At 72.3% G+C, this 20,019-nt stretch carries 17 protein-coding genes; 6 read left to right on the forward strand and 11 right to left on the reverse strand.

The genetic code is table 11. The features are described from left to right. Positions 1 to 65: 65 nt before the first annotated feature. The 3 genes from ACQP2P_RS39345 to ACQP2P_RS39355 form a co-directional block, all read right to left on the reverse strand. Complete coding sequence (locus tag ACQP2P_RS39345) at positions 66 to 614, reverse strand: DUF4142 domain-containing protein (RefSeq protein ID WP_433609798.1); 549 nt, start codon at positions 612 to 614, stop codon at positions 66 to 68. A 161-nt stretch (positions 615 to 775) separates the two neighbouring features. After that, positions 776 to 3,118: an Hsp70 family protein gene (locus tag ACQP2P_RS39350; protein ID WP_433609800.1), complete on the reverse strand. Its 2,343-nt coding sequence runs from the start codon at positions 3,116 to 3,118 to the stop codon at positions 776 to 778. Between the two features lie 36 nt (positions 3,119 to 3,154). Further along, positions 3,155 to 3,871 (reverse strand): hypothetical protein, encoded by a 717-nt coding sequence (locus tag ACQP2P_RS39355; RefSeq protein ID WP_433609802.1) that lies wholly within the window; start codon positions 3,869 to 3,871, stop codon positions 3,155 to 3,157. Between the two features lie 333 nt (positions 3,872 to 4,204). Between ACQP2P_RS39355 and ACQP2P_RS39360 the strand changes: the two genes are divergently transcribed. Continuing rightward, positions 4,205 to 5,791, forward strand: coding sequence for a cellulose binding domain-containing protein (locus tag ACQP2P_RS39360; RefSeq protein WP_433609804.1), 1,587 nt, complete (start codon positions 4,205 to 4,207; stop codon positions 5,789 to 5,791). An 80-nt stretch (positions 5,792 to 5,871) separates the two neighbouring features. Here ACQP2P_RS39360 and ACQP2P_RS39365 read toward each other — a convergent pair whose 3' ends face one another. Beyond that, entirely contained in the window at positions 5,872 to 7,686 is a 1,815-nt protein-coding gene (locus ACQP2P_RS39365; RefSeq protein WP_433609806.1) for a hypothetical protein, read from the reverse strand. Between the two features lie 266 nt (positions 7,687 to 7,952). Here ACQP2P_RS39365 and ACQP2P_RS39370 point away from each other — a divergent pair, with 266 nt between their 5' ends. Then, entirely contained in the window at positions 7,953 to 9,836 is a 1,884-nt protein-coding gene (locus tag ACQP2P_RS39370; RefSeq protein WP_433609808.1) for an adenylyl cyclase, read from the forward strand. A 77-nt stretch (positions 9,837 to 9,913) separates the two neighbouring features. Here the strand turns inward: ACQP2P_RS39370 and ACQP2P_RS39375 are convergent, their stop codons facing one another. The 5 genes from ACQP2P_RS39375 to ACQP2P_RS39395 all read right to left on the reverse strand — a co-directional run bounded on the left by ACQP2P_RS39375 (position 9,914) and on the right by ACQP2P_RS39395 (position 13,218). Then, positions 9,914 to 10,060, reverse strand: coding sequence for a hypothetical protein (locus ACQP2P_RS39375; RefSeq protein WP_433609810.1), 147 nt, complete (start codon positions 10,058 to 10,060; stop codon positions 9,914 to 9,916). A 113-nt stretch (positions 10,061 to 10,173) separates the two neighbouring features. Then, entirely contained in the window at positions 10,174 to 10,680 is a 507-nt protein-coding gene (locus ACQP2P_RS39380; protein ID WP_433609812.1) for a GNAT family N-acetyltransferase, read from the reverse strand. Next, complete coding sequence (locus tag ACQP2P_RS39385) at positions 10,677 to 11,540, reverse strand: hypothetical protein (protein WP_433609814.1); 864 nt, start codon at positions 11,538 to 11,540, stop codon at positions 10,677 to 10,679. Before ACQP2P_RS39385 ends, ACQP2P_RS39380 begins: the two co-directional genes overlap by 4 nt. Positions 11,541 to 11,552: 12 nt before the next feature. Beyond that, entirely contained in the window at positions 11,553 to 12,860 is a 1,308-nt protein-coding gene (locus ACQP2P_RS39390; RefSeq protein WP_433609816.1) for a glutathionylspermidine synthase family protein, read from the reverse strand. A 1-nt stretch (position 12,861) separates the two neighbouring features. Next, positions 12,862 to 13,218: a hypothetical protein gene (locus ACQP2P_RS39395; protein ID WP_433609818.1), complete on the reverse strand. Its 357-nt coding sequence runs from the start codon at positions 13,216 to 13,218 to the stop codon at positions 12,862 to 12,864. A gap of 368 nt (positions 13,219 to 13,586) precedes the next feature. Here ACQP2P_RS39395 and ACQP2P_RS39400 point away from each other — a divergent pair, with 368 nt between their 5' ends. Then, the gene (locus ACQP2P_RS39400) at positions 13,587 to 14,150 is read left to right on the forward strand and encodes a TetR/AcrR family transcriptional regulator (protein WP_433609820.1); all 564 of its coding nucleotides are present in this window, start codon (positions 13,587 to 13,589) and stop codon (positions 14,148 to 14,150) included. A 408-nt stretch (positions 14,151 to 14,558) separates the two neighbouring features. Here the strand turns inward: ACQP2P_RS39400 and ACQP2P_RS39405 are convergent, their stop codons facing one another. Then, positions 14,559 to 15,140, reverse strand: a complete 582-nt coding sequence (locus ACQP2P_RS39405) for a TetR/AcrR family transcriptional regulator C-terminal domain-containing protein (protein WP_433609822.1) — start codon at positions 15,138 to 15,140, stop codon at positions 14,559 to 14,561. Positions 15,141 to 15,194: 54 nt separating this feature from the next. On the opposite strand from ACQP2P_RS39405, the gene ACQP2P_RS39410 reads away from it, so the two are divergent. Next, positions 15,195 to 16,421, forward strand: a complete 1,227-nt coding sequence (locus tag ACQP2P_RS39410; protein WP_433609824.1) for a beta-ketoacyl-[acyl-carrier-protein] synthase family protein — start codon at positions 15,195 to 15,197, stop codon at positions 16,419 to 16,421. A 683-nt stretch (positions 16,422 to 17,104) separates the two neighbouring features. On the opposite strand, the gene ACQP2P_RS39415 is transcribed toward ACQP2P_RS39410, so the two are convergent. Next, complete coding sequence (locus ACQP2P_RS39415; protein WP_433609826.1) at positions 17,105 to 17,845, reverse strand: peptidoglycan recognition protein family protein; 741 nt, start codon at positions 17,843 to 17,845, stop codon at positions 17,105 to 17,107. Between the two features lie 203 nt (positions 17,846 to 18,048). On the opposite strand from ACQP2P_RS39415, the gene ACQP2P_RS39420 reads away from it, so the two are divergent. Together ACQP2P_RS39420 and ACQP2P_RS39425 are read left to right on the forward strand one after the other, a co-directional pair. Further along, positions 18,049 to 18,717 carry a lysozyme gene (locus ACQP2P_RS39420; RefSeq protein WP_433619449.1) on the forward strand — a complete coding sequence of 223 codons (669 nt, stop codon included), beginning with the start codon at positions 18,049 to 18,051 and terminating at the stop codon, positions 18,715 to 18,717. Positions 18,718 to 19,004: 287 nt separating this feature from the next. Then, positions 19,005 to 19,451, forward strand: coding sequence for an iron chaperone (locus tag ACQP2P_RS39425; protein ID WP_433609828.1), 447 nt, complete (start codon positions 19,005 to 19,007; stop codon positions 19,449 to 19,451). The last annotated feature ends 568 nt before the right edge of the window (positions 19,452 to 20,019 follow it).

Genomic DNA, 20,019 nt, shown 5'->3' on the forward strand with positions numbered 1-20,019 from the left:
CCGCCCTCGTCCGAGGGCGGGCCTTCGTCTTGTCCGCTGCGGTCCAGCTATCCGCTGCGGTCCAGCTATCCGTTGCAGTCCAGCGCGCTGAGCGCCGTCGTGATCATCCGCTTGTGCTCCTGCAGCGTCGGCAGCGTCTCCCGGGCGAAGGCGACCAGGTCGGCGTTGTCGCCGTGGGCCGCCTCGGTCTCGAAGAGCCCGATGGCCCCGACGTGGTCGAGGTACTCGGCCGGCACGTACGCGCAGTCGAACAGCAGCCCGTCCAGCCGCGACCACGCGGTGAGGATGTTCTGCTGCGCCGAGTCGGGCAGGTCCGGCGTCGCCATGCCGTTCGCCCTGGCCAGCATCGCCAGCTTGGTGGCGGCCCGGTTGTGGTCGCTGATCATCCGCGTGCCGAAGTCCTTGACGGCCTGTGTGGAGCCGCGCGCCCGCGCGAGCGAGCCCCCGGCGACCTCGAAGTTCCCGGCGTACCCGGCCGCCGTCACGAACGCGGAGTCCTGGGCCGACAGTGCCCCGGGCGCGTCCCCGGGCTCGTCCCCGGGCGCGGCCTGGGCCGGCGAGCCTCCGAGCAGCGCGGCGCCGAGCACCGCGGCCGCAAGCATCGGCAATCGCATGACAACCTCCCGTGAAGCGATCTTGGTTGTCATGGTTGCCGGGCCCACGGCCGCGAAACGGCCTGCTCGGTTGCAATGCGCCGCCGGGACGCTGCGGCCGGGGCCCGGCGAGCGCCGGCCCTCGGCCCCGCGACGCTGATCCCGCGCACCGCGGGCGCGGCTCAGGTCGCGGTCGGGCGCGGGGTGTTCGTCGGCGGGTGGCTCGACGGCGGGGCGGGCTGCGAGCCGATCGTCAGCGTCACGGTGCCGTTCTTGGCCACCTTGTTGTTCGCCTTCGGGTCCTGCGACAGCACGTGGTCGATCTGGTCCGGGTCGTCGGTCGCCTTCTTGACGACCTTGAAGCTGCCCGTGAACCCCTTGTCGCGGAACTGCTGCTTGGCATAGTCGATGTAGTCGCCGGAGACGTCGGGGGCCGTGATCGTCTCGGTCTTCGTGGCCGTGGTCGCCGGGGCGTGCGACTCGTTGGTCCCGGTGTCGGTCCCCGTGCCGGCGCCGATCCCGGTCCCGTCCGGCGCGCCCCCGCCGGCGGCGCCGCTGTCGCCCGGGTTCGCGGACGTCGGCGGGGCCGGGGACTGAGCGTTGGCGGCGGGCTTGTCCTTGTCGCCGAGCCCGACCAGGTAGACCGTGGTGCCCGCGCCGGCGAGGGCGATCAGCGCGATGACGACGAGCAGCGCGTTGAGCCAGTTGCGGCCGCCCTTGCGGGGCGCCGGGGTCCGGTCGTCATACACGGGCACGACTCGGCTCGACGGCCCCGGCGAGACGGGAGCGCCGACCGGAACGGGCGGCGGCGGCACGTATCGCGGCACCGACGGCCGCCCCTGCGGCGGCTGGCCCTGCGGCTGCCCTTGCGGCGGCTGCGCCTGGAGTGGTTGTCCTTGCGGCGGCTGCACGGTCGGGTATGAGCCGGTCTGGTAGACCCTCCCGGCCGGGGCGCCGGACACGGGCGGAGCCGAGACCGGGGCCCCGTAGCCGGCGGGCGGCGCGGAGGTCGGGGCGTACCCGGCCGGCGGCGCAGAGGTCGGGGTGTATCCGGCGGGCGGCGCGGAGGTGGACGCCGCCGCCGGCATGCTGAAGCCCGCGGCCGCGGCGTTGTGGTCCGGCCACATGACGCCAGGGTCGGTGCCCGCCTGGTCCGCGGCCGGTTGCGCCGCCGGCGTCGTCGTCGGCTGAGTGGCCACGGGCTGCGGCATGGTCGAGGCGGCCGGCGCGGTCGAGGCGGCCGGTGCGATCGAAGCGGCAGGTGGGTTCGAGGCGGCCGGCGCGATCGAGGCGGCCGGTGCGATCGGCGAGGACAGGGAGGGCGCCGGCGAGGACGGGCCCGCGGCCATCGAGGCGTAGGGGGCGGCGGCCGCCGCCGCGGCGGGCCAGAGCGGGGAGCCCTCGCCGGTGCCGTCCGCGGGCGGGGCCGACAGCGAGAGCAGGCAGCCCTCGGCCACCACGATCTCGGGCTGCTCGGTGATCGTCGGGGCCACGCTCAGCGCGCGGTGCAGCATGGTCGCCACGAGCGGGATGCGGCTGCCGCCGCCGACGAGCAGCACGCCGGCCACGTCCTGCGGGGCGATGCCGGCCTGGCGGATGAGCGCGGCGGTGGTGAACACGGTGCGCTCGAGCAGGGGCTTCGCGGCCGCCTCGAACTCGTCGCGGGTCAGCTGCGCGTCGACGTCGAGCGGGGCCGGCATCTGCAGCACGACCGCGGGCGCGCGCGAGAGCATCTCCTTGGCGACGCGGGCGTCGTGCCAGAGCATCCGGCGGTGCCGCAGCGACTCGGGGTCCTGGGCGTCGGCGAGGCGGGTCCAGAGCTCGGGGTCCTTCGGGGAGTACCGCTCGCCGAGCCACCGCACGATGGTCGCGTCGATGTCGAGCCCGCCGACGTCGGTGAGCCCGTCGACCGCGACCGCCTCGAACCCGGCGGGCCGGCGCACGACCACGCTGGCGTCGAACGTGCCGGCGCCGAGGTCGTAGACGACGAGCGCCTTGCCGGTCGGCACCTGCTGCCCGAGCACCGCCGTGAACGCGTGCGCGGCCGCGACCGGCTCGGGCACGAGCAGCGCGGTCCCGAGCCCGGCGCGCTTCGCGGCCTCGGCGAGCACGGCCCGGCGCTGCGTGCCCCAGCCGGCCGGGTGCGCGATCGCCACGGCGAAGTCCTCCGAGCCCGCGACGCGCTTGGCCTCGGCGAACACGAACCGCAGGACGGCCGCGACGAGATCGACGACGGCGACCTCCCGCGCGCCGAGGAGGATGGCCTGCTCGTCGATGTGCTGCTTCGGGTTGGGCTCCAGCCCCGCGGGGTCGAACCGCGCATGGTGCAGCGCGTCGCCACCCACGACAAGGTCGGACCCGGGCTCGGCGGAGGCCGGGCCCGGCTTGGTCGGGGCGAAGACGGCGGACGGGAGCAACGGGTTGGCGTCGAACAGCATTGGCCTGACCCGGCCGTCCGGCCAGCGCATCAGAGCAACCGTGTTCGACGTGCCGAAGTCGATCCCGAGCCCGAAGGCCGGTGACATGGCCTCATCGTAGTTCGCCGGGACCGCCCCCTACGGTCACGTTTCGGACGGCGACGGTCGCAGTTCGGACAGCTCCCGGTACGCCGCGAGCGTGGCCGCCGTCCGCTCCCCCACCTCGGCGAGCGGATCGGCCATCAGGATGGCGCCGGGCATCTCGCCCGTTCGGGCCAGCAGCACCCGGGCCCGGGCCGTGGCGACCTCGCGCCGCTCGTGCGCGTCGAGCGCCGCGGCGAGCCGCCCGAGCGCCGCCGTGCGCGCCGCGAGCTGCGCGTCGAGCTCCCGCAGCCGGTCTTCGGCCGCCTCGATCCGCTCGTCGAGCTCGTCGCGCAGGTGCCCGCCCCCGAGATCCTTGCGCGTCGCGCGCAGCTCGGCGAGGTTCCCGCGCAGGCCGCCCCGGGCGGCGATGAGGCGCGCGATGTTGTACCGCGTGATGTCGAGCGTCGGCCGGATGTCCGCGGGCTCGGCCATCGCCCCGAGCGTGGGCCAGCGCAGCCGCACCTCACGCAGCGCCGCCTCGGCCGCCTGCCACTCGGGGACCGCGGAGCCTTCGATGCGGACGCCGCCGAATCCGTACCGTGTGCAGGCCCCGACCGCCACCAGCAGGATCCCGGTCGCGACCAGCCCCGCGGCCACGCCGGCCGCGAACAGCACGAGGCCCAGGGGCGGCAGCAGCCAGGGCCACCAGGGCACGGCGCGGCGCGGGTCGCGGACGATGCGGGCCGCCGTCCGCTGCCGCTGCTCGTGCCGTCCCATCGGCACATCATGCCGCACGCGGGCCGCTGGCACATCGAAGCCTCACACTGCGCGGCGCTCCGCGTCACCCTCGCGACGGGCCGCTCACCCTGCGCGTCACCCGACACCACCGCCGCCCGTCCCGCAGGCCACGCCGGCGACGGACGATCCGCTCCCCCCGACCGGCCGCCCGCACACCAGCCTCGACGTCGCCGAGCTGGGCGCCGCTGCATCCGCCCGCGTGACGCGTCCTCAGCGCTGCGGCACGCATGCCCTGCGGGGCCAGGCATTGACTTTTAGTTAACTTTATTTATCGTTGTGCCTCAATAGAACCTGTCTTGTCTGGAGGCAGTGATGACATCCCGACTCCGGATCGCCCTCGCGGCCGCGGCGGTCCTCGTGACCGCGGGCGGCATCGCGGCGATCACGACGCCGGCGCAGGCCGCCGGCTCCCTGACCGCGACACTGAGCTACGACTCCGACTGGGGCAGCGGATACCAGGCGAAGTACACGATCACCAACGGGACGGCCGCCACCGTCTCCACGTGGAAGGTCGAGTTCGACCTGGCGTCCGGCTCGACGCTGGGCAGCTACTGGGACGCGCTCATGAGCCAGAGCGGCACCCACGTGGTTGCGAACAACAGGTCGTACAACGCGCCGCTCGCCCCCGGCGCCACCGCCACCTTCGGGTTCCTGGTGTCCGGCTCGGGCAAGCCCGCGAACTGCAAGCTCAACGGCGCCTCGTGCGCCGGCGTGGCCGACACCCAGGCGCCGAGCGCGCCCGCGAGCCTGCGGGTCACGGCCACCACGTCGTCGAGCGTCAGCCTGGCCTGGAACGCGTCGACCGACAACGTCGGGGTCACCGGCTACGACATCTACCGAGGCGGGACGCTCGCGGCGTCGGTCACGGGCACGAGCGGTACCGTGTCCGGCCTCTCCGCCTCCACCGCCTACACCTTCACGGTGAAGGCGCGCGACGCGGCGGGCAACGCCTCGGCGGCCTCCAACGCGGTGAGCGCCACGACCCAGGCCGGCGGCGGCGGAGGCGGGGGCGGCACCGGAACCACGCTCGCCGTCGCGCCGTACGTCGACATGGGCGCCTGGCCGACCCCGACGCTCACCGACATGGCGAGCGCGGGCAACCTCAAGAACTTCACGCTCGCGTTCGTCAACAGCGCCGGCTGCAAGGCGTCGTGGTTCAACGCGTACGACCCGCGCGCCGCGTGGGCCAAGGACCAGATCGACGCCATCCGCGCCCGCGGCGGCGACGTGAAGATCTCGTTCGGCGGGGCCAGCGGCATCGAGCTCGCCCAGGCCTGCTCGACGCCGGCCCAGGTCGCCGCCGAGTACCAGGCGGTCGTGGACGCGTACGACCTGCGCTACATCGACCTCGACATCGAGGGCGCCGCGGTCGCCGACCCGACCACGATCGCCCGCCGCTCGCAGGCCCTCGCGCTGCTGCAGGCCGCCCGCCCGAACGTGAAGATCTCGCTCACCCTGCCGGTGCTGCCCGAGGGCCTCACCACCGACGGCGTGAACGTGGTCCGCTCCGCCCGCGACGCCGGCGTCAACCTCGACCTCGTCAACGTGATGGCGATGGACTACCAGCGCAGCAGCGGCGACTACGGCAACTTCGCGGTCCAGGCCGCGCAGTCGACGTTCACGCAGTTGAAGGGGTTGTACCCGGGCAAGACCGACGCGCAGGTGTGGCGCATGCTGGGCGTCACCCCGATGCTGGGCAAGAACGACGACGGCGGGACCTACGACCAGAACGACGCCCGCCAGCTCGTCGCGTTCGCCCAGACCAATCACCTCGGCATGCTGTCGTTCTGGGAGGAGACCCGCGACCGCAACGCCTGCAACGGGGCGCTCTACATGTGCACGAACATCGCGCAGTCGCCCTACGAGTTCTCCAAGATCTTCGCCGCGTACACGGGCTGAGATCGTTCGCGCCCCGCGGAGACCGCCGGCCGGCCTCCGCGGGGCGCACCTCGCGCGGGAACCCCTCAGCCGTAGGTCGATCAGCCGAACAGGCCGGCCAGGACGAAGGCGTAGAGCAGGGTTTCGGCCAGCCACGCCGCGTACAGCAGCGCGGGCGCCGGAGGCGTCACCGGAGCCGGCGGCAGCGACACCACGTCCCGCACCCGCTCGCGCGCCCGGGCCGCGGCCCGCTCCGCCGCCAGGCGCAGCGCGCCCGACAGCTGCAGGCCGGTGCGCTCGTCGCCGGAGAGGCAGCGCGGCAGCAGGGCGTGCTCGCCGCGCGCGGTGACGACCAGGCCCGCGCCGTGGTGGTCGGTCTCGATGGTCACCGCGCCGTGGCGGTCGGCGCGGATCGCGTGCACGTCCGACCAGACGAGCAGCCGCGCGCCGATGGAGCCCACGACGCTCAGGCCGGCGCCGTTCCAGCTCACCCGCGGGCGCAGGAAGAGCCGCCAGCCCGAGAGGCAGGCGATCGCGGTCACGGGAGCGGTCACCGCGACCGCGCCCCAGTACGGCAGGGTCGGCAGCAGCCGGGACAGGATGACGAGGAACGGCCACGAGGCGGCGACCACGACCGTGTACCCGGAGAAGCGGTTGTGCCGGTGCGTGTGCACGGTCTCCGGGTCGGCCGCGACGTCCTCGGGGCGCAGGGCCAGGATCTCCTCGGGCCGCAGCGGCAGCCGGGCCGCGTCGGGCACCGCCGCGGGCTCGTCGAGGTCCGGGTCGGGGGCGGGGCCGCCGTACGCGGGGGCGAAGCGGCCGCTGCGGGCCGGGCCGCGCGGGACGAGCAGCTCGCCGTCGACGGCGACCGCGCACCAGTGGCGCTGGGCGGGCACGCCGAAGAGGATGCCGGGGCGGATGTCGTCGGAGCCGTGCCGGGCCAGCGCGAAGAACTCCACGAGCGCCGGCTCGCCCGGCCGCGCGTCGGTGGCGTAGACCGCGACGCGGCCGCCGAGCGCCCAGACGTACACCTCCGTGGCCGGCTGCTCGCCGCGGAACAGGGCCCGGGCCGCCGCGGCGCGCTCCCGGGCGCGGGCCAGGCACCCGGCGGCCAGCCCGGCCAGCAGGACGGCCGGCGACAGCCAGTTGCTGGTGTTGTACGGCTCGCTGACCAGCTGGTAGAGCCCGTCCCGGGCGACGAGGACGGCGACGCGCGAGCCGACCGGGTGCTCGTCGGAGTCGTTCACGGTGACGCGCGCGGTCGCCGGGCCGGGGCCGGCGCTCGGGAGCCGGACCTCCAGCGTGTACTCGTCCGGGTGCGCGACGACCTCCGCCGTGACGCGCTCGGCCGTGGCCAGGCGGTCGTCCGCGCCCGACTGGTCCGCGACGGCGACGCCGGCGATCGCCAGAGCCACCAGCGTCAGTGGTACCGCCAGCAGCCGCCAGCCCAGCCCGTACCGTGGCAGCGTCGAAGGCATCGGGGGCTTGCGGTGCGACGTGGTCGCCGCCCACATCTGCGCGCCGCCGCCGGGCCCGGGCGGGGCGAGCCGGGCGGCGACGAAGGCCAGCACCGCGAGCGCCGCGTCCGCCCCGGTGAGCCAGGCGGGCGAGGCGAGGTCGGGGTGCTCGATCTGCCAGATGGCGCCGGTGGTGACGAAGAGGGCCGCGAGCCAGGCGGTGACCGGCAGCGACACGAACGCGACCACGGGCACCGCGGTGACGAGCCCGAGGAGCAGGGCGTTGAGCCAGTCCGGGCCGCACGGCGCGGCGTCGGAGCACTCGATCGGCGGGTCGAACGCGATGTGCAGCGCGAGGACCCCGAGGGCCACGACCACGACGAGCAGCGCGCGGGCGCGACGCCAGCGCACGGGGCGCACGGTCCAGCCGAAGACGTCGGCGGTCAGCAGCGGGGTCATTTGGCCGCCATTGTCCTCAGCGGCGCACGGCCGCGCCGGTGCGGGGTGGGCCGCCACCGGCTCAGCACCCCGCCGAGAGAGCGAGTTCCGTGGGGATCACGGCCGATTTGTACCCGTGGACCAGTCGCGATGTTCCCTGTAACGTCCTGCCGTGAAAGCGCTCTCTCGCATGTGTGGCGCATCACCCCCGCCCCGCGATGCCACGCCCCGTCGCCGTCCGGGGCCGTGGGTGAGCCCGCCACCCTGAGGAAAGTAGGTCCCGTTTCATGCCATTGGTCCACTCCGGCCAGGCGTCCGCCAGGTCTGCCGGGTCAGCCCCTCGCGGCCGCCGTGGCCGGTGGTTCGCCCTCGGGGCCGCCGTACTGCTGACCGCCGTCGCCGCCGTCAGCACCCCCGGCGCCGCCTCGGCAGCCCCCGCCAACCGCCCGCCGGCCGGGCAGCCCGACTTCGGGCCGAACGTCAAGATCTTCGACCCGTCCATGCCGGTCGAGCAGATCCAGGCGACCGTCGACGCCATCCACGCGCAGCAGGTCGACAACGAGATGGGCACGCAGCGCTACACGCTGCTGTTCAAGCCGGGCACGTACGGCACGCCCGACCACCCGCTGGTCTTCGAGGTCGGGTACTACACCGAGGTCGCCGGCCTCGGGCTCAACCCCACCGACACGGTCATCAACGGCCACGTCGACGTCTACAACCGCTGCCTCGCGGCCGACAACTGCATCGCGCTGGTCAACTTCTGGCGCTCGCTGTCCAACCTCACCATCAACGTGGCCGGCGAGAAGGACTGCCGCTCCTCGGGTGAGTTCTGGGCCGTGTCGCAGGCCGCGCCGCTGCGGCGGGTGAAGGTCAACGGCAACATGACCTTCATGGACTACTGCACCGCCGGGCCGCAGTACGCCTCGGGCGGCTTCATCGCCGACTCGGTGTTCACCACGGCCACGAACGGCTCGCAGCAGCAGTTCCTGGTGCGGGACAGCAACATGACCAACTGGTCGAACGCCGTGTGGAACCAGGTGTTCTCCGGGGCCGTGGGCGCACCCGCGCAGCAGTTCCCCAACCCGCCGTACACCACCCTCGACACGACGCCGATGAGCAAGGAACGGCCGTTCCTCTACATCGACGCCAAGGGCAAGTGGAACGTCTTCGAGCCCGCGCTGCGCAAGAACTCCTCGGGCGCGAGCTGGGCCAACGGTCCCACCGCGGGCCGCTCGGTCCCGCTGTCGGACTTCTACCTGGCCAAGCCGACGGACTCGGTGCTGGCGATCAACATCCAGCTCGCCCTGGGCAAGAACCTGATCTTCACGCCCGGTGTCTACAACATCAACAGCTCGATCCTCGTCTGGCGGCCCGACACCATCGTGCTGGGCATGGGCATCGCGACGCTGACCGCCGTCGGCGGTTCGGTGCCGCTGTGGATCGCCGACAGCAAGGGCATCTCGGTCTCCGGTCTCATGATCGACGCCGGTACCGTGAACTCGCCCGCGCTCATGCAGGTCGGCACCAAGCTCGGCGGCGCGCTCAACCTGGGCGACGCCAACGACCCGACGGTGCTGCACGACGTGTTCTTCCGCGTCGGCGGCCCGCACGTCGGCAAGGCGGACGTGAGCCTGGAGGTCAACTCCGACCACGTCATCCTCGACGACATCTGGGCGTGGCGCGCCGACCACGGCGTGCCGGGCTCGGTGGGCTGGGACGTGAACACCGGCCGCAACGGCGTCATCGTCAACGGCGACGACGTCCTCGCGACGGGCCTGTTCGTCGAGCACTACCAGCAGTACAACGTCATCTGGAACGGCGAGCGCGGCAAGACGATCTTCTTCCAGAACGAGCTGCCGTACGACCCGCCGAACCAGGCGGCGTGGCAGCACGACGGCGTGCTCGGCTGGGCCGCGTACAAGGTCAGCGACAAGGTGAAGACCCACGAGCTGTGGGGCGGCGGCGCCTACGTCTTCACGAACGTCGACCCGAGCATCCACGCGGCGCGCGGCTTCGAGGTGCCGAACCGCCCGGGCGTCAAGCTGCACGACATCCTGACGGTGAACCTCTCGGCCGGCACGATCGACCACGTCGTCAACGACACCGGCGCCCCGGTGACCACGGCCGGCGTCGGCGCGCCCAGCTACGTCACGAGCTACCCGGCGAGCTGAGCCCGCACCACCCGCACAACACGACGGCGCCCGGCCATTGCGGCCGGGCGCCGTTGCTCGTCCGAGAGGGACGATCCCTAGAGAATGAACCGCCTGTCGGCGTGCGGGCCGGCGATCGCGGCGCCGGCCTCGGCCGGCAGCCAGAACAGATCGTCCGACGCGTCCTCTGGCTCGACGTTGTTGTGGTTGTCCCGAACGTCACTGCTGAGCACCGCGCTATCCATGTCGATAACGGTACCCCCGGTCAGTGACGGCAAACGCCACAGCGTGTGAGGTAGCGCTCAATATTCGTCACATGCGAAACGCCGTTCGGCAGGTTGCCGCCCGGCATACCACCTCATAACGCCGCGGCGAAGATGAGGACCTCGGCGCCGGCGCCGTACCCCGTCGTGCGCTTCTCCAGGGTCAGGCCGGTGTGCAGCGCCACCCGCTGCGACGCCACGTTGTCCGGGTGGATGATCGCGATCACCCGGTCGGCGCCCAGCACGGTGCGGGCCCAGTCGCGGCAGGCGCGGGCGGCCTCGGTGGCCAGGCCGGTGCGCTGCAGGGCCGGCACCACGTGGTAGCCGAGCTCGAGCTCGTCCACCCCGTCGACGCGCTGGACGGTGAGCCCGCAGTCACCGGCGAACACGTCGCCGTCGCGCAGGCGCATGGTCCACAGGCCGTGGCCGTCCTCGCGGTACCGCGTGCGGTTGCGCCTGATCCACTCGAGCGTCTCCGCGCGCGTCCTCGGCCTCGGGTAGTACCGCATGACCTGCGGATCGCCGAGCAGCGCCGCGAGATCGTCCAGGTCGCCCTCGACCATCTCGCGCAGGACGAGCCGCGGCGTGCTCAGCACACTCACTCGACGTACAGGTTGATGCACGCGCTGATCGGCAGGGCCACCATCACCAGCAGGAACGCCAGGAGGGCGGCCGCACCCTTCTGCTGCTGGGCGTGGATGGTCTTGAGCGTGCACTCGCCGGTGAGGACGAACCAGTCGATGAGGTACCGCGCGACGTACAGCCCCACGTAGGCGATCCCGAGCGCGGCGCCGAACCCGGCCAGGCTCTCGGGCCACGTGGTGAAGTCGCCGGCGATCGCGCCGTACAGGATGAGCCCGACGGCGCTGAGCACGGCCGCGGACTCGAGGCCCTGCGTCACGCCGTCGCCGGTGGCCATCGCGGCGCGCGGGTTGCCGTGCGCGACGAGGCCGTGCAGGTGGAACGCGATCACGAGGCCGGCGATCCCGGCGACGGTGAACACGGCCGTCGAGAGCAGCGAGGTGCGCAGGTCGGGCGCGTGACCGATGAAGGTGGCCCGCACGACCAGGGCCAGGCCGAGGTAGAAGCCGAACCGGACCAGCCCGACGGACAGCGGCACGGTGTTGAGCGCGCCGATGCGCGTCGCGCGGGAGCGCAGGATCATCCAGTCGGTGATCCAGAAGCCCAGGACGGCGAGCAGGGTGGCCCACACGAGCCCGCCGCCGACCCAGGCCAGCGAGTTCCAGGTGGTCAGGTCCTGGCCGATCAGGCTCGACACGCCGATGACCTGCACGGCGACGAAGCCGACCCGCTGGACGAGGTAGCCCCAGTTCGACCGCTGCCAGAGCTCGTCGTGGTCGTCGAACGCGGTGACGGCGTTGAGCAGCCACCACCCGCCGCCCACGCCGAGGATCACGATGAGCACCTGGAGCACCGCGATCGTGGCGGCGGTACCGTTCATGGCGGTCTCCTACTAGAAGCCGGTGTGGTCGATGGTGTGGGGCACGAAGTGGCTCAGATTGTCGGTGATGAGCCCGGCGCTCTCGCGGATGCCGAGCCCGGCCGGCTCGCCGTCGATCATCCAGACCCCGAGCACGGGGTGCCAATCGCCACCCCGGGGATCGGTGTACGCCGGCAGCGGCGCGAACGACTGGCACACGAACGGGCCGCCGTAGTCACCCGGCGTGCTGATCTTGGTGACGCCGTCCACGATGACCGAGACGTTGGCGCCCTCGCGGCCGAGCAGGGGCTTGCGCACGTAGGAGGTCATCCAGTCCGGCTTCTCGGACTCGAAGTACGCGGGCAGGAGCAGGTCCTTCTTCTCCGGGTCGTCGCCGAAGAGGTGCCACAGCACCGGCAGCAGGCCCTTGTTGCTCCAGAGCATCTTGTAGGGCGGCTCGATCCACACGGTGCTGTCGCGGCGCGGGTCGCTCATGTCGCGGAAACACTGCTTGGCGAACTGCTCCGCGGCCATCCACTCCCACGGGTACAACTTGAAGATCACGTCGATGTGCTGACCATCGGGGTCGTAGAACCGGTCGCCGGCCTGGATGTCACCGGCGCCGATCTCGTCCATCCAGATGAACTTGGTGCGGTACCCGAGCGGCCCGAGCGCCTGACGGGCCGTCTCCATCAGATACTCGGTGTTGAAGAGGTCCTCGCCGCTGTCCTCCTCGCGGTCGCACGCGAAGTGGATGGTGACCGGGTCGAGCAGGTGGGTGCGGGCCTGGCGCAGCCGCGCCAGGTTGCGCTGCCAGCCGGCGACCAGCATCTCGTGGATCGCGTTCCACTGGTCCTTGCCCTGGCCGGTCTGCTGCATCCAGTACCACTGCGCGACCGCCGCCTCGGGCAGCGCGGTCGGGGTGTCGGCGTTGAACTCGAGCAGCTGCGGCCGGCCCGCGAACTCGCCGGCGTAGCGCACGTCGAAGCGGCCGTAGATGCTCGGCGAGAAGTCGCCCTTGCTGCGCCCGCCGGGCTCGGTCTCGTCGTCCCACCAGGTGCGCTTGATCTGGTCCCAGGCGAACTCGGGGATGCCCAGCAGCTGGAACATGTTGTGGTCGACGACGAAGTCGCCGGCCGCGACGCACATCTCGAACAGCGTCGCGGCGCTCGCCGAGAGCGTGTCGATCTCGGCCGAGGTGAAGTCGTAGAAGGGGCCTTCCTTCCAGTACGACAGCGTGCCGCCGCCCGGCGCCGGGATCTCGTTGTTGTAGACGATCCCCTGCGAGGCCAGCTGCTCACGCCAGTCCGGGCGGACGACTCCGTCGGCGATGCGTCGCACGTCAGCTGCCCGAGCTGCCGTGGCTGCTGCTGCCGAAGCCGCCGGAGCTCACCTTGCCGTTGCTCACGTGCCCGGTCGCGGGCAGCCCGGCGTTGGAGCGCCCGATCGAGTCGGTGGACGAGACGCGGCTGCCGCCGCTGAGCCGGTAGCCCGGCGAGCGGCCGCGGCCGTAGCTGCCGGTGTAGTAGTAGTGACCGGGCGAGCCGTCGTCGCATCGGTAATCCGGCACCACCACGCCGTTCTGGTCGGCGCAGTAGGTCTGCTGCTCGCGGCCGCACGCCGCCAGACCGCCCGTTGTGGCCAGCGCCGCCAGCGCGAGGTAGCTTCGGCCCAGCGGTACCGACTTGGAACGCCTCATCGTCTGCTCCCTCAGGTGTGCCTTAGCACGGTAAATGACCTTCGCAAGGTTCGCGAGCGGTCGGACCGTTCTGTGACAGCGGCCCCTGTCGGCAAAACGTCTCTTTCGCCGGGATCTGGCGGGAAGCATGCACCGTGGCGATAGTGAACGCATCGACCCGCCACGATGCCCGCGCCCGCGGCCCCGGTCACCGGCCCGGGCGGCAAGCGCGCCGACGCGGACGCTGCCGGCGCGTGGGACTGTCGGGGGACGCCCCAACCAGCGCCGGACGCACGGTCCGACCAGTTCGCGTCGGCGCTCGGCTGCAGCTCGACGGACCGCAACGGCTCGGCCGTCCAGAAGTTCCTAAACACATTAGGCTGTACGGCGTGGTACGGGCCGGTCTGTCGCGCGCACAGGTGTGCACCGCCGCGCTGGAGCTGGCCGACGAGGTGGGCATCGACCACGTGACGATGACCGCCCTCGCGCGGCGGCTCGGCGTGGCGGTGCCCAGCCTCTACGAGCACGTTCGCGGGGTGCCGGATCTGCTGGACGCGATCGCCGGGCAGGCGACGAACGAGCTGGCGGACCGGCTGGGCGAGGCGCTGCAGGGGCGCTCGGGGCGGGCGGCGCTGATCGCCTACGGCACCGCGTACCGCGCGTGGGTGCTGGCGCATCCCGGGCGGTACGCGGCGACGGTGCGCCCGCTGACCGACCCCTCGGGCGCGGCCGCCCAGGCGCGGATCGTCGCCGGGTGCGCGACGCTGCTGCGGGGGTACGAGCTCGAGGAGACGCGCGCGGTCGACGCGGTGCGGTTCGTGTACAGCACGATGCACGGGTTCGTCCACCTGGAGACCGACGGCGGGTTCCATCATGCTCGGGAGCTGGATTCGAGCTGGTCGCTGGTGCTCGACGCGCTCGATCGTGCGCTGTCCACCTGGCCGTCGTCGTGAGCTTTCGGCTCTCGCGTCCTTGACTTCTGCGTCCTCGACTTCGCGTCCTCGGCTTTCGCGTCCTCGGCTTCTGCGTTCTGGGGTCTTGCACGCCCCGCTCTCGCATCTTTGACTGCCCGGTTCTCGCACGCCCGTCCACGCGCACCTTGTTCTCGCACGCTCGGCTCTCGCACGCTCGGCTCGACGTCCGCGTGTCCTTCGCTTGGACGCCCGCGTGAAGGCCTGGCTCATCACCGGCTGTTCGAGCGGTCTCGGGCCGCGTGCTCACTCGCGCAGTGCTGCCGTCCATGCGCGCAGTCGCCATCGGGTGCATGTGCAGAAGTCGTCACTCCCCGGTGTGGTTCCGGGTGCGGGCGCGGCTCGGCGTACGTGGGCAGCAAGGCCGCACCGGACGCCTCGCTCACGCGCCTACCGTGCTCGAACGGTCAGCAGGCCGGCCAGGTCCACGTCGGCCGGGCGGCCGCCGTGGCCGGAGTCGGCGATCAGGCGGGCGCCCAGCACCGCGCTCCAGAACGTGCGCACCTCCACCGCGGGCGGGCGGTCCACGGTCCAGGCGCGCCGGTCCAGGAGCGTCACCAGGTAGTGCTCGGCCTGGCGGAACAGGATCGTGAGGTACAGCTGCGCCGTTGTCCGCAGCTCCGGGCGCTCCCGCGCGATCGACATCGCCTGCACCGCGGCGGGGATCGCGGGCAGGGCGAGCGCGGTGCGGGCGAGGGCGGAGCGGAACGTCTCGGGCGTGCGGCGGCGGTAGCCGACCGACTCCAGCCGCGCGGCGTCGCGCAGCAGTGTGGACAGGGCCGCGTGGACGAACAGGCCGTCCTTGGAGCCGAAGTAGTACGTGATCTGGTGCGGGTACGCCTCCGCCGACTGTGCGATCGCGGCCACGCTCACGCCCGCCAGTCCGCGCTCGGCGAAGAGGGCCGCCGCGCACCGCAGGATCCGCGCGCGGGTGCGGCGGCCGCGGGCCCGGGCCGGTTCGCTGATGGACATGTCATATTTGTATGCGATACAAGTATCCGAGGCAATCGAACCGGGGAGGGTGCCATGGGCGCGGACGTGGTCGTCACGGGAATGGGGGCGTTGTCGCCGCTCGGCGAGGGCGTCGAGGCGCTCTGGCAGGGACTGCTCGCGGGCCGCTCGGGCGTGCGGCGCATCGACGACCTGCTGCCGCCCGGGGTGCTGGACGAGCTGCCGGTGCGCATCGGGGCCACGATGGCGGTGTCGCCGGACACGCTGCTGACCCGCGTCCAGGCGCGGCGGATGGACCGGTGCGAGCAGGCGGCCCTGGTCGCGGCCCGGCAGGCGTGGCAGGACGCGGGCGCGCCGCAGGTCGACACCGAGCGGCTGGCGGTGGTGATCGGCACCGGGATCGGCGGAGTGAGCACGCTGCTGGGCCAGGACGACGTGCTCGAGGAGAAGGGCCCGGGCAAGGTGTCGCCGCTGACCGTGCCGATGCTCATGCCCAACGGCCCCGCGGCCTGGGTGAGCATCGAGTTCGGCGCGCACGCCGGGGTCTACACGCCGGTGTCGGCCTGCGCGTCGGGCGCCGAGGCGATCGCGCTCGGGGTGCGGCTCATCCGCTCCGGCGAGGCCGACATCGTGATCGCGGGCGGCTCGGAGGCGGCCATCACGCCGCTCACGCTCGCCGGGTTCGCGCAGGCCCGCACGCTGTCGAAGCGCAACGACGAGCCGCTGCGCGCGTCGCGGCCGTTCGACGTGGACCGCGACGGCTTCGTGATGGGCGAGGGCGCGGGGATCGTGATCCTGGAGAGCGCTTCGCATGCGGCCGCCCGCGGGGCGCGCGTGCACGGGCGGGTCGCGGGGATCGGCGTAACCTCGGACGCGTACCACATCACGGGCCCGGACCCGAGCGGCGCCGGCCAGGTCCGCGCGATCCGGCGGGCCGTGGCCGACGCCGGGTTGCAGCCGTCCGACATCGCGCACGTGAACTGCCACGCCACCTCGACCGTGGTCGGCGACGTCGGCGAGGCGGCGGCGATCCAGGCCGCGCTCGGCGACGACGTGGTGCTGACCGCGCCGAAGTCCGCGCTCGGGCACCTGGTCGGGGCCGCGGGGGCGGTGGAGAGCATCGTGACCCTGCTGTCAGTGGTTCAGGGTGTCGTACCACCCACGCTCAACCTCGACAACAAGTCCCCCGACATCAAGCTGGACGTCGTGGCGGGCGAGCCACGAACGCTCCCGATGACGGCGGCGGTGTGCAACTCCTTCGGCTTCGGGGGCCTGAACGTGTCACTCGTCTTCACCGCGTGAGCGAACAGGCCCCACTCGAACACCGCGCATGACCGAACGCGTACTACTGGTGCACCCGGCATGACCGGCCACGCCCGCACGCGCACCCCCGCATGACCGACCACGCCCGCACGCGCACCCCCGCATGACCGACCACGCCCGCGCGCGCACCCTCGCATGACCGACTACGCCTGCTCGCACCCACCGCGCGAACGAACACTTCTTCGTCTCACTCGGACTCGCACTCACCGCGCGAATGAACACGCATCACTCGCACCCGCAGTCGCAGCGCGGAGGAAGGCCGTGGCCGCACCACGCGGACTGTTCGACACGGACAACCCGCACGTCGGCGGCGGCGGATGGTGGCGTGGCGCGCGGTGCGCGGTTCGTGGCGTGCGACGCGCGGCGGGCGGTGCGCGGTGCGTGGCGGGCGGTGCGTGGCGCGTGGCGGGCGGCGCTTGGACTGCGGCGGGCGGCGGGTGGCGCGCGGTGCGCGTGGCGGGCGGCGGGTGGCGCGCGGTGCGCGTGGCGGGCGGTGCGTGGAGCGTGGCGTGCGACGCGCGGCGCGTGGCGGGCAGTGCGTGGCGCGTGGCGGGCAGTGCGTGGCGCGTGGCGGGCGGCACTTGGCGCGTGGCGGGCGGCACTTGGCGCGTGGCGGGCGGCACTTGGACTGTGGCGCGTGGCGGGTGGCGGGTGGCGGAGCGTTACAAGCGTGCGGCTACTGCTGCGCGCAGCTCCGGCAGGCGATCGTGCAGCAGCCCGGGGCACTCGGTCGTGTTGAAGTCCTTGTGGCCGTAGATCTCTGTGGGCGGAATCCCGTACTGGTGGCACGCGAACGCGCAGAAGTCGACGAGGCTGTTCCACAGGGCGGCCGGCGGCTGCACGGTGAGGTACGTTCCCTCGTTCTCGATCCCGATGGCCTGGTCGTTCTGGCCCACGCAGTGTGCGCCCTGCACCATGGTCTGCCCGTGGAGCAGCGCGTACAGGCTGCCGTGGCGGCCCTCGGTCAGCCAGCCGCCGCGACTGTTGGTGAAGTGCTGACCGCTGTCGACCCAGTGGTTCGTGTCCATGTGCAGGTTCTGGATGTCGCGCGAGTTCGCGAACGCGTGCGCCTGCGAGTAGTCGGTCGAGTTGGCCATCGCCGTGTGGTGTACCACGATCTTGTTCGGCCGATGCTGATCGATTGTGAGCGCTCCGGACGGCGGGCGGGCGGCCCAGGCACCGCAGCTCGCGATCGAGGGCTGCTCGACCGTGGCGGCCAGGCCGTTGGAAACCGGCGCCGCGGCCAGTTCGTTGGGAGCCGGCGCCGCGGCCGGGCCGGTGAGACCCAGCGCCGCGGGTGAGGCCACGCCGGGAGCGAAGGGCGCGGCGGCGGCGGGACGGGCGGGCACGAGCAGCGCGGCGGCTCCGCCGAGCAGCACGGCGCGGCGGGTGAGACGAGCCATGAGACCTCCCCGAACAGGGTGTCGGCCATCGACTCAAGTGACTGTAGATTTTCCCCAGACTTCGACGCAAGCCTATTGAAAGTTTCCGACGTCCGTGAGCTAATTCGTGAAGTTCTTTACCGGAACGCCCCGCAAGGGAAGGGGAGGCACCCGTGAACCGACGACGGCTCGGCGCACTCGCTGCGCTGGCTCTGACGGCCGCCATGGTCCTGTTCGGCTCGCCGGCGAGCGCGGCGACCGTGACGTACGGCCAGGACGTGTCCGGATATCAGGGCAGCGTCAACTGGCAGGCGCAGTGGAACGCCGGCTCGCGGTTCGCCTACATCAAGGCGACCGAGGGCACCTACTACACCAATCCGTCCTTCGCCCAGCAGTACAACGGCTCGTACAACATCGGCATGATCCGCGGCTCCTACCACTTCGCGATCCCGAACGGTGGCGGCGGCGCGGCCCAGGCGGACTACTTCGTCGCGCACGGCGGCGGCTGGTCCAAGGACGGCAAGACCCTGCCCGGCGCGCTGGACATCGAGTACAACCCGTACGGCGCGACCTGCTACGGGCTCTCGCAGTCGGCGATGGTGAGCTGGATCCGGGCGTTCCTGAACCAGTACCACACGCGCACCGGCCGCTGGGCGGTCATCTACACGACCACCGACTGGTGGGTCACGTGCACCGGCAACTACAGCGGCTTCTGGGCGAACTCGCCGCTGTGGCTCGCGCGGTACAGCAGCAGCCCCGGCACCCTCCCGGCCGGCGCGCCGACGTGGTCGTTCTGGCAGTACTCGAGCACCGGCCCCTTCGCCGGCGACTCCAACCAGTGGAACGGCGCCCTCGACCGGCTCAAGGCGCTGGCCTGCAACGGCACCTGCTGAACCCGTTCGAACCGCTCCTCGACGCTCCGGGCGCGCGTCCGTAGGAGCACCCGCCGCACTCGTCCCGGGCCGGCCCTCGACCCGGGACGAGTGCTCCGCGTGTTCGAACGCTCAACCGCACCCGGCGCTGCACGGCGTTGACGCGGATCGGCGGGGTGTTCGAGACTTGCGACGAGTTCGACCACCGAGCGATGCGCATCCGATCAGTTTTCGAGAAGCGTGGCCGCCGCGGCCCCTCCTAGCATCGGAAACGTTCCGATCGACGAGCGTTTCCGGAGGTACCAGCCATGGCCCGCAAGCCGACCCAGACCTTCACCGACGACGAGCGCGCGGCGATGCGGGAGCACGCGGCCGAGGTGCGCGCCTCCGCCTCCCGCCGCGGCTCGAAGGCCGACAAGGCCGCCGAGGACCTCAAGGCGCTGCTCGAGAAGATCGAGGAGATGGCCGAGGCCGACCGCGTGATGGCCGCGCGGGTGCACGCGCTCATCCTGCAGAACGCGCCCGAGCTCGCGCCCAAGCTCTGGTACGGCATGCCGGCCTACTACAAGGAAACGAAGTCGGTGTGCTTCTTCCAGCCGGCGCAGAAGTTCAAGACGCGCTACGCGACGCTGGGCTTCAACGAGGACGCGGCGCTGGACGACGGGGACATGTGGCCCGTGGCGTACGCGCTGCAGGAGCTGACGCCGGCCGTCGAGCAGCGCATCGGCGCCCTGATCAGGCAGGCCGCCGGCTGACCGAAACCGCATTGCGCCACACCACGGTGAGCGAACGCGCACAGACCCTCGCGCCGGACTCAGTGAGCGAACGCGCACGGAAGGACTGAGCGAGTCGCGCAGAAGACCACGACGGACGCCTGCGCTGGACTCACTGAGCGAACGCGCACGGAAGAGCAAAACAGGCTGAGCGAGTCGCGCAGAAGACCACGACGGACGCCTGCGCTGGACTCACTGAGCGAACGCGCACAGAAGAGCAAAACAGGCTGAGCGAGTCGCGCAGAAGGCCGCCGCAGCGCGAGCGAGCAGCGCGAAGGGCCGCGGCGGGGTGAGCGAGCCGCACAAACGGCCCCGGCGAGACGCACGAGTCGCGCGGAGTGAGCGAGTCGCGCAGAAGGCCGCCGCAGCGCGAGCGAGCAGCGCGAAGGGCCGCGGCGAGGTGAGCAACCCACACAAACGACCACGGCGAGATGCACGAGTCGCGCGGGATGAGCGAGCCGCACAAACGGTCACGGCGAGGTGAGCGAGCCGCGCGAATGTGACCACGTGACGCGGTCCCGTGCGGACGGCGAGGTGGGCGCCCGGCAGG

Source organism: Dactylosporangium sp. CA-139114, assembly GCF_050955725.1.
GTDB lineage: Bacteria > Actinomycetota > Actinomycetes > Mycobacteriales > Micromonosporaceae > Dactylosporangium.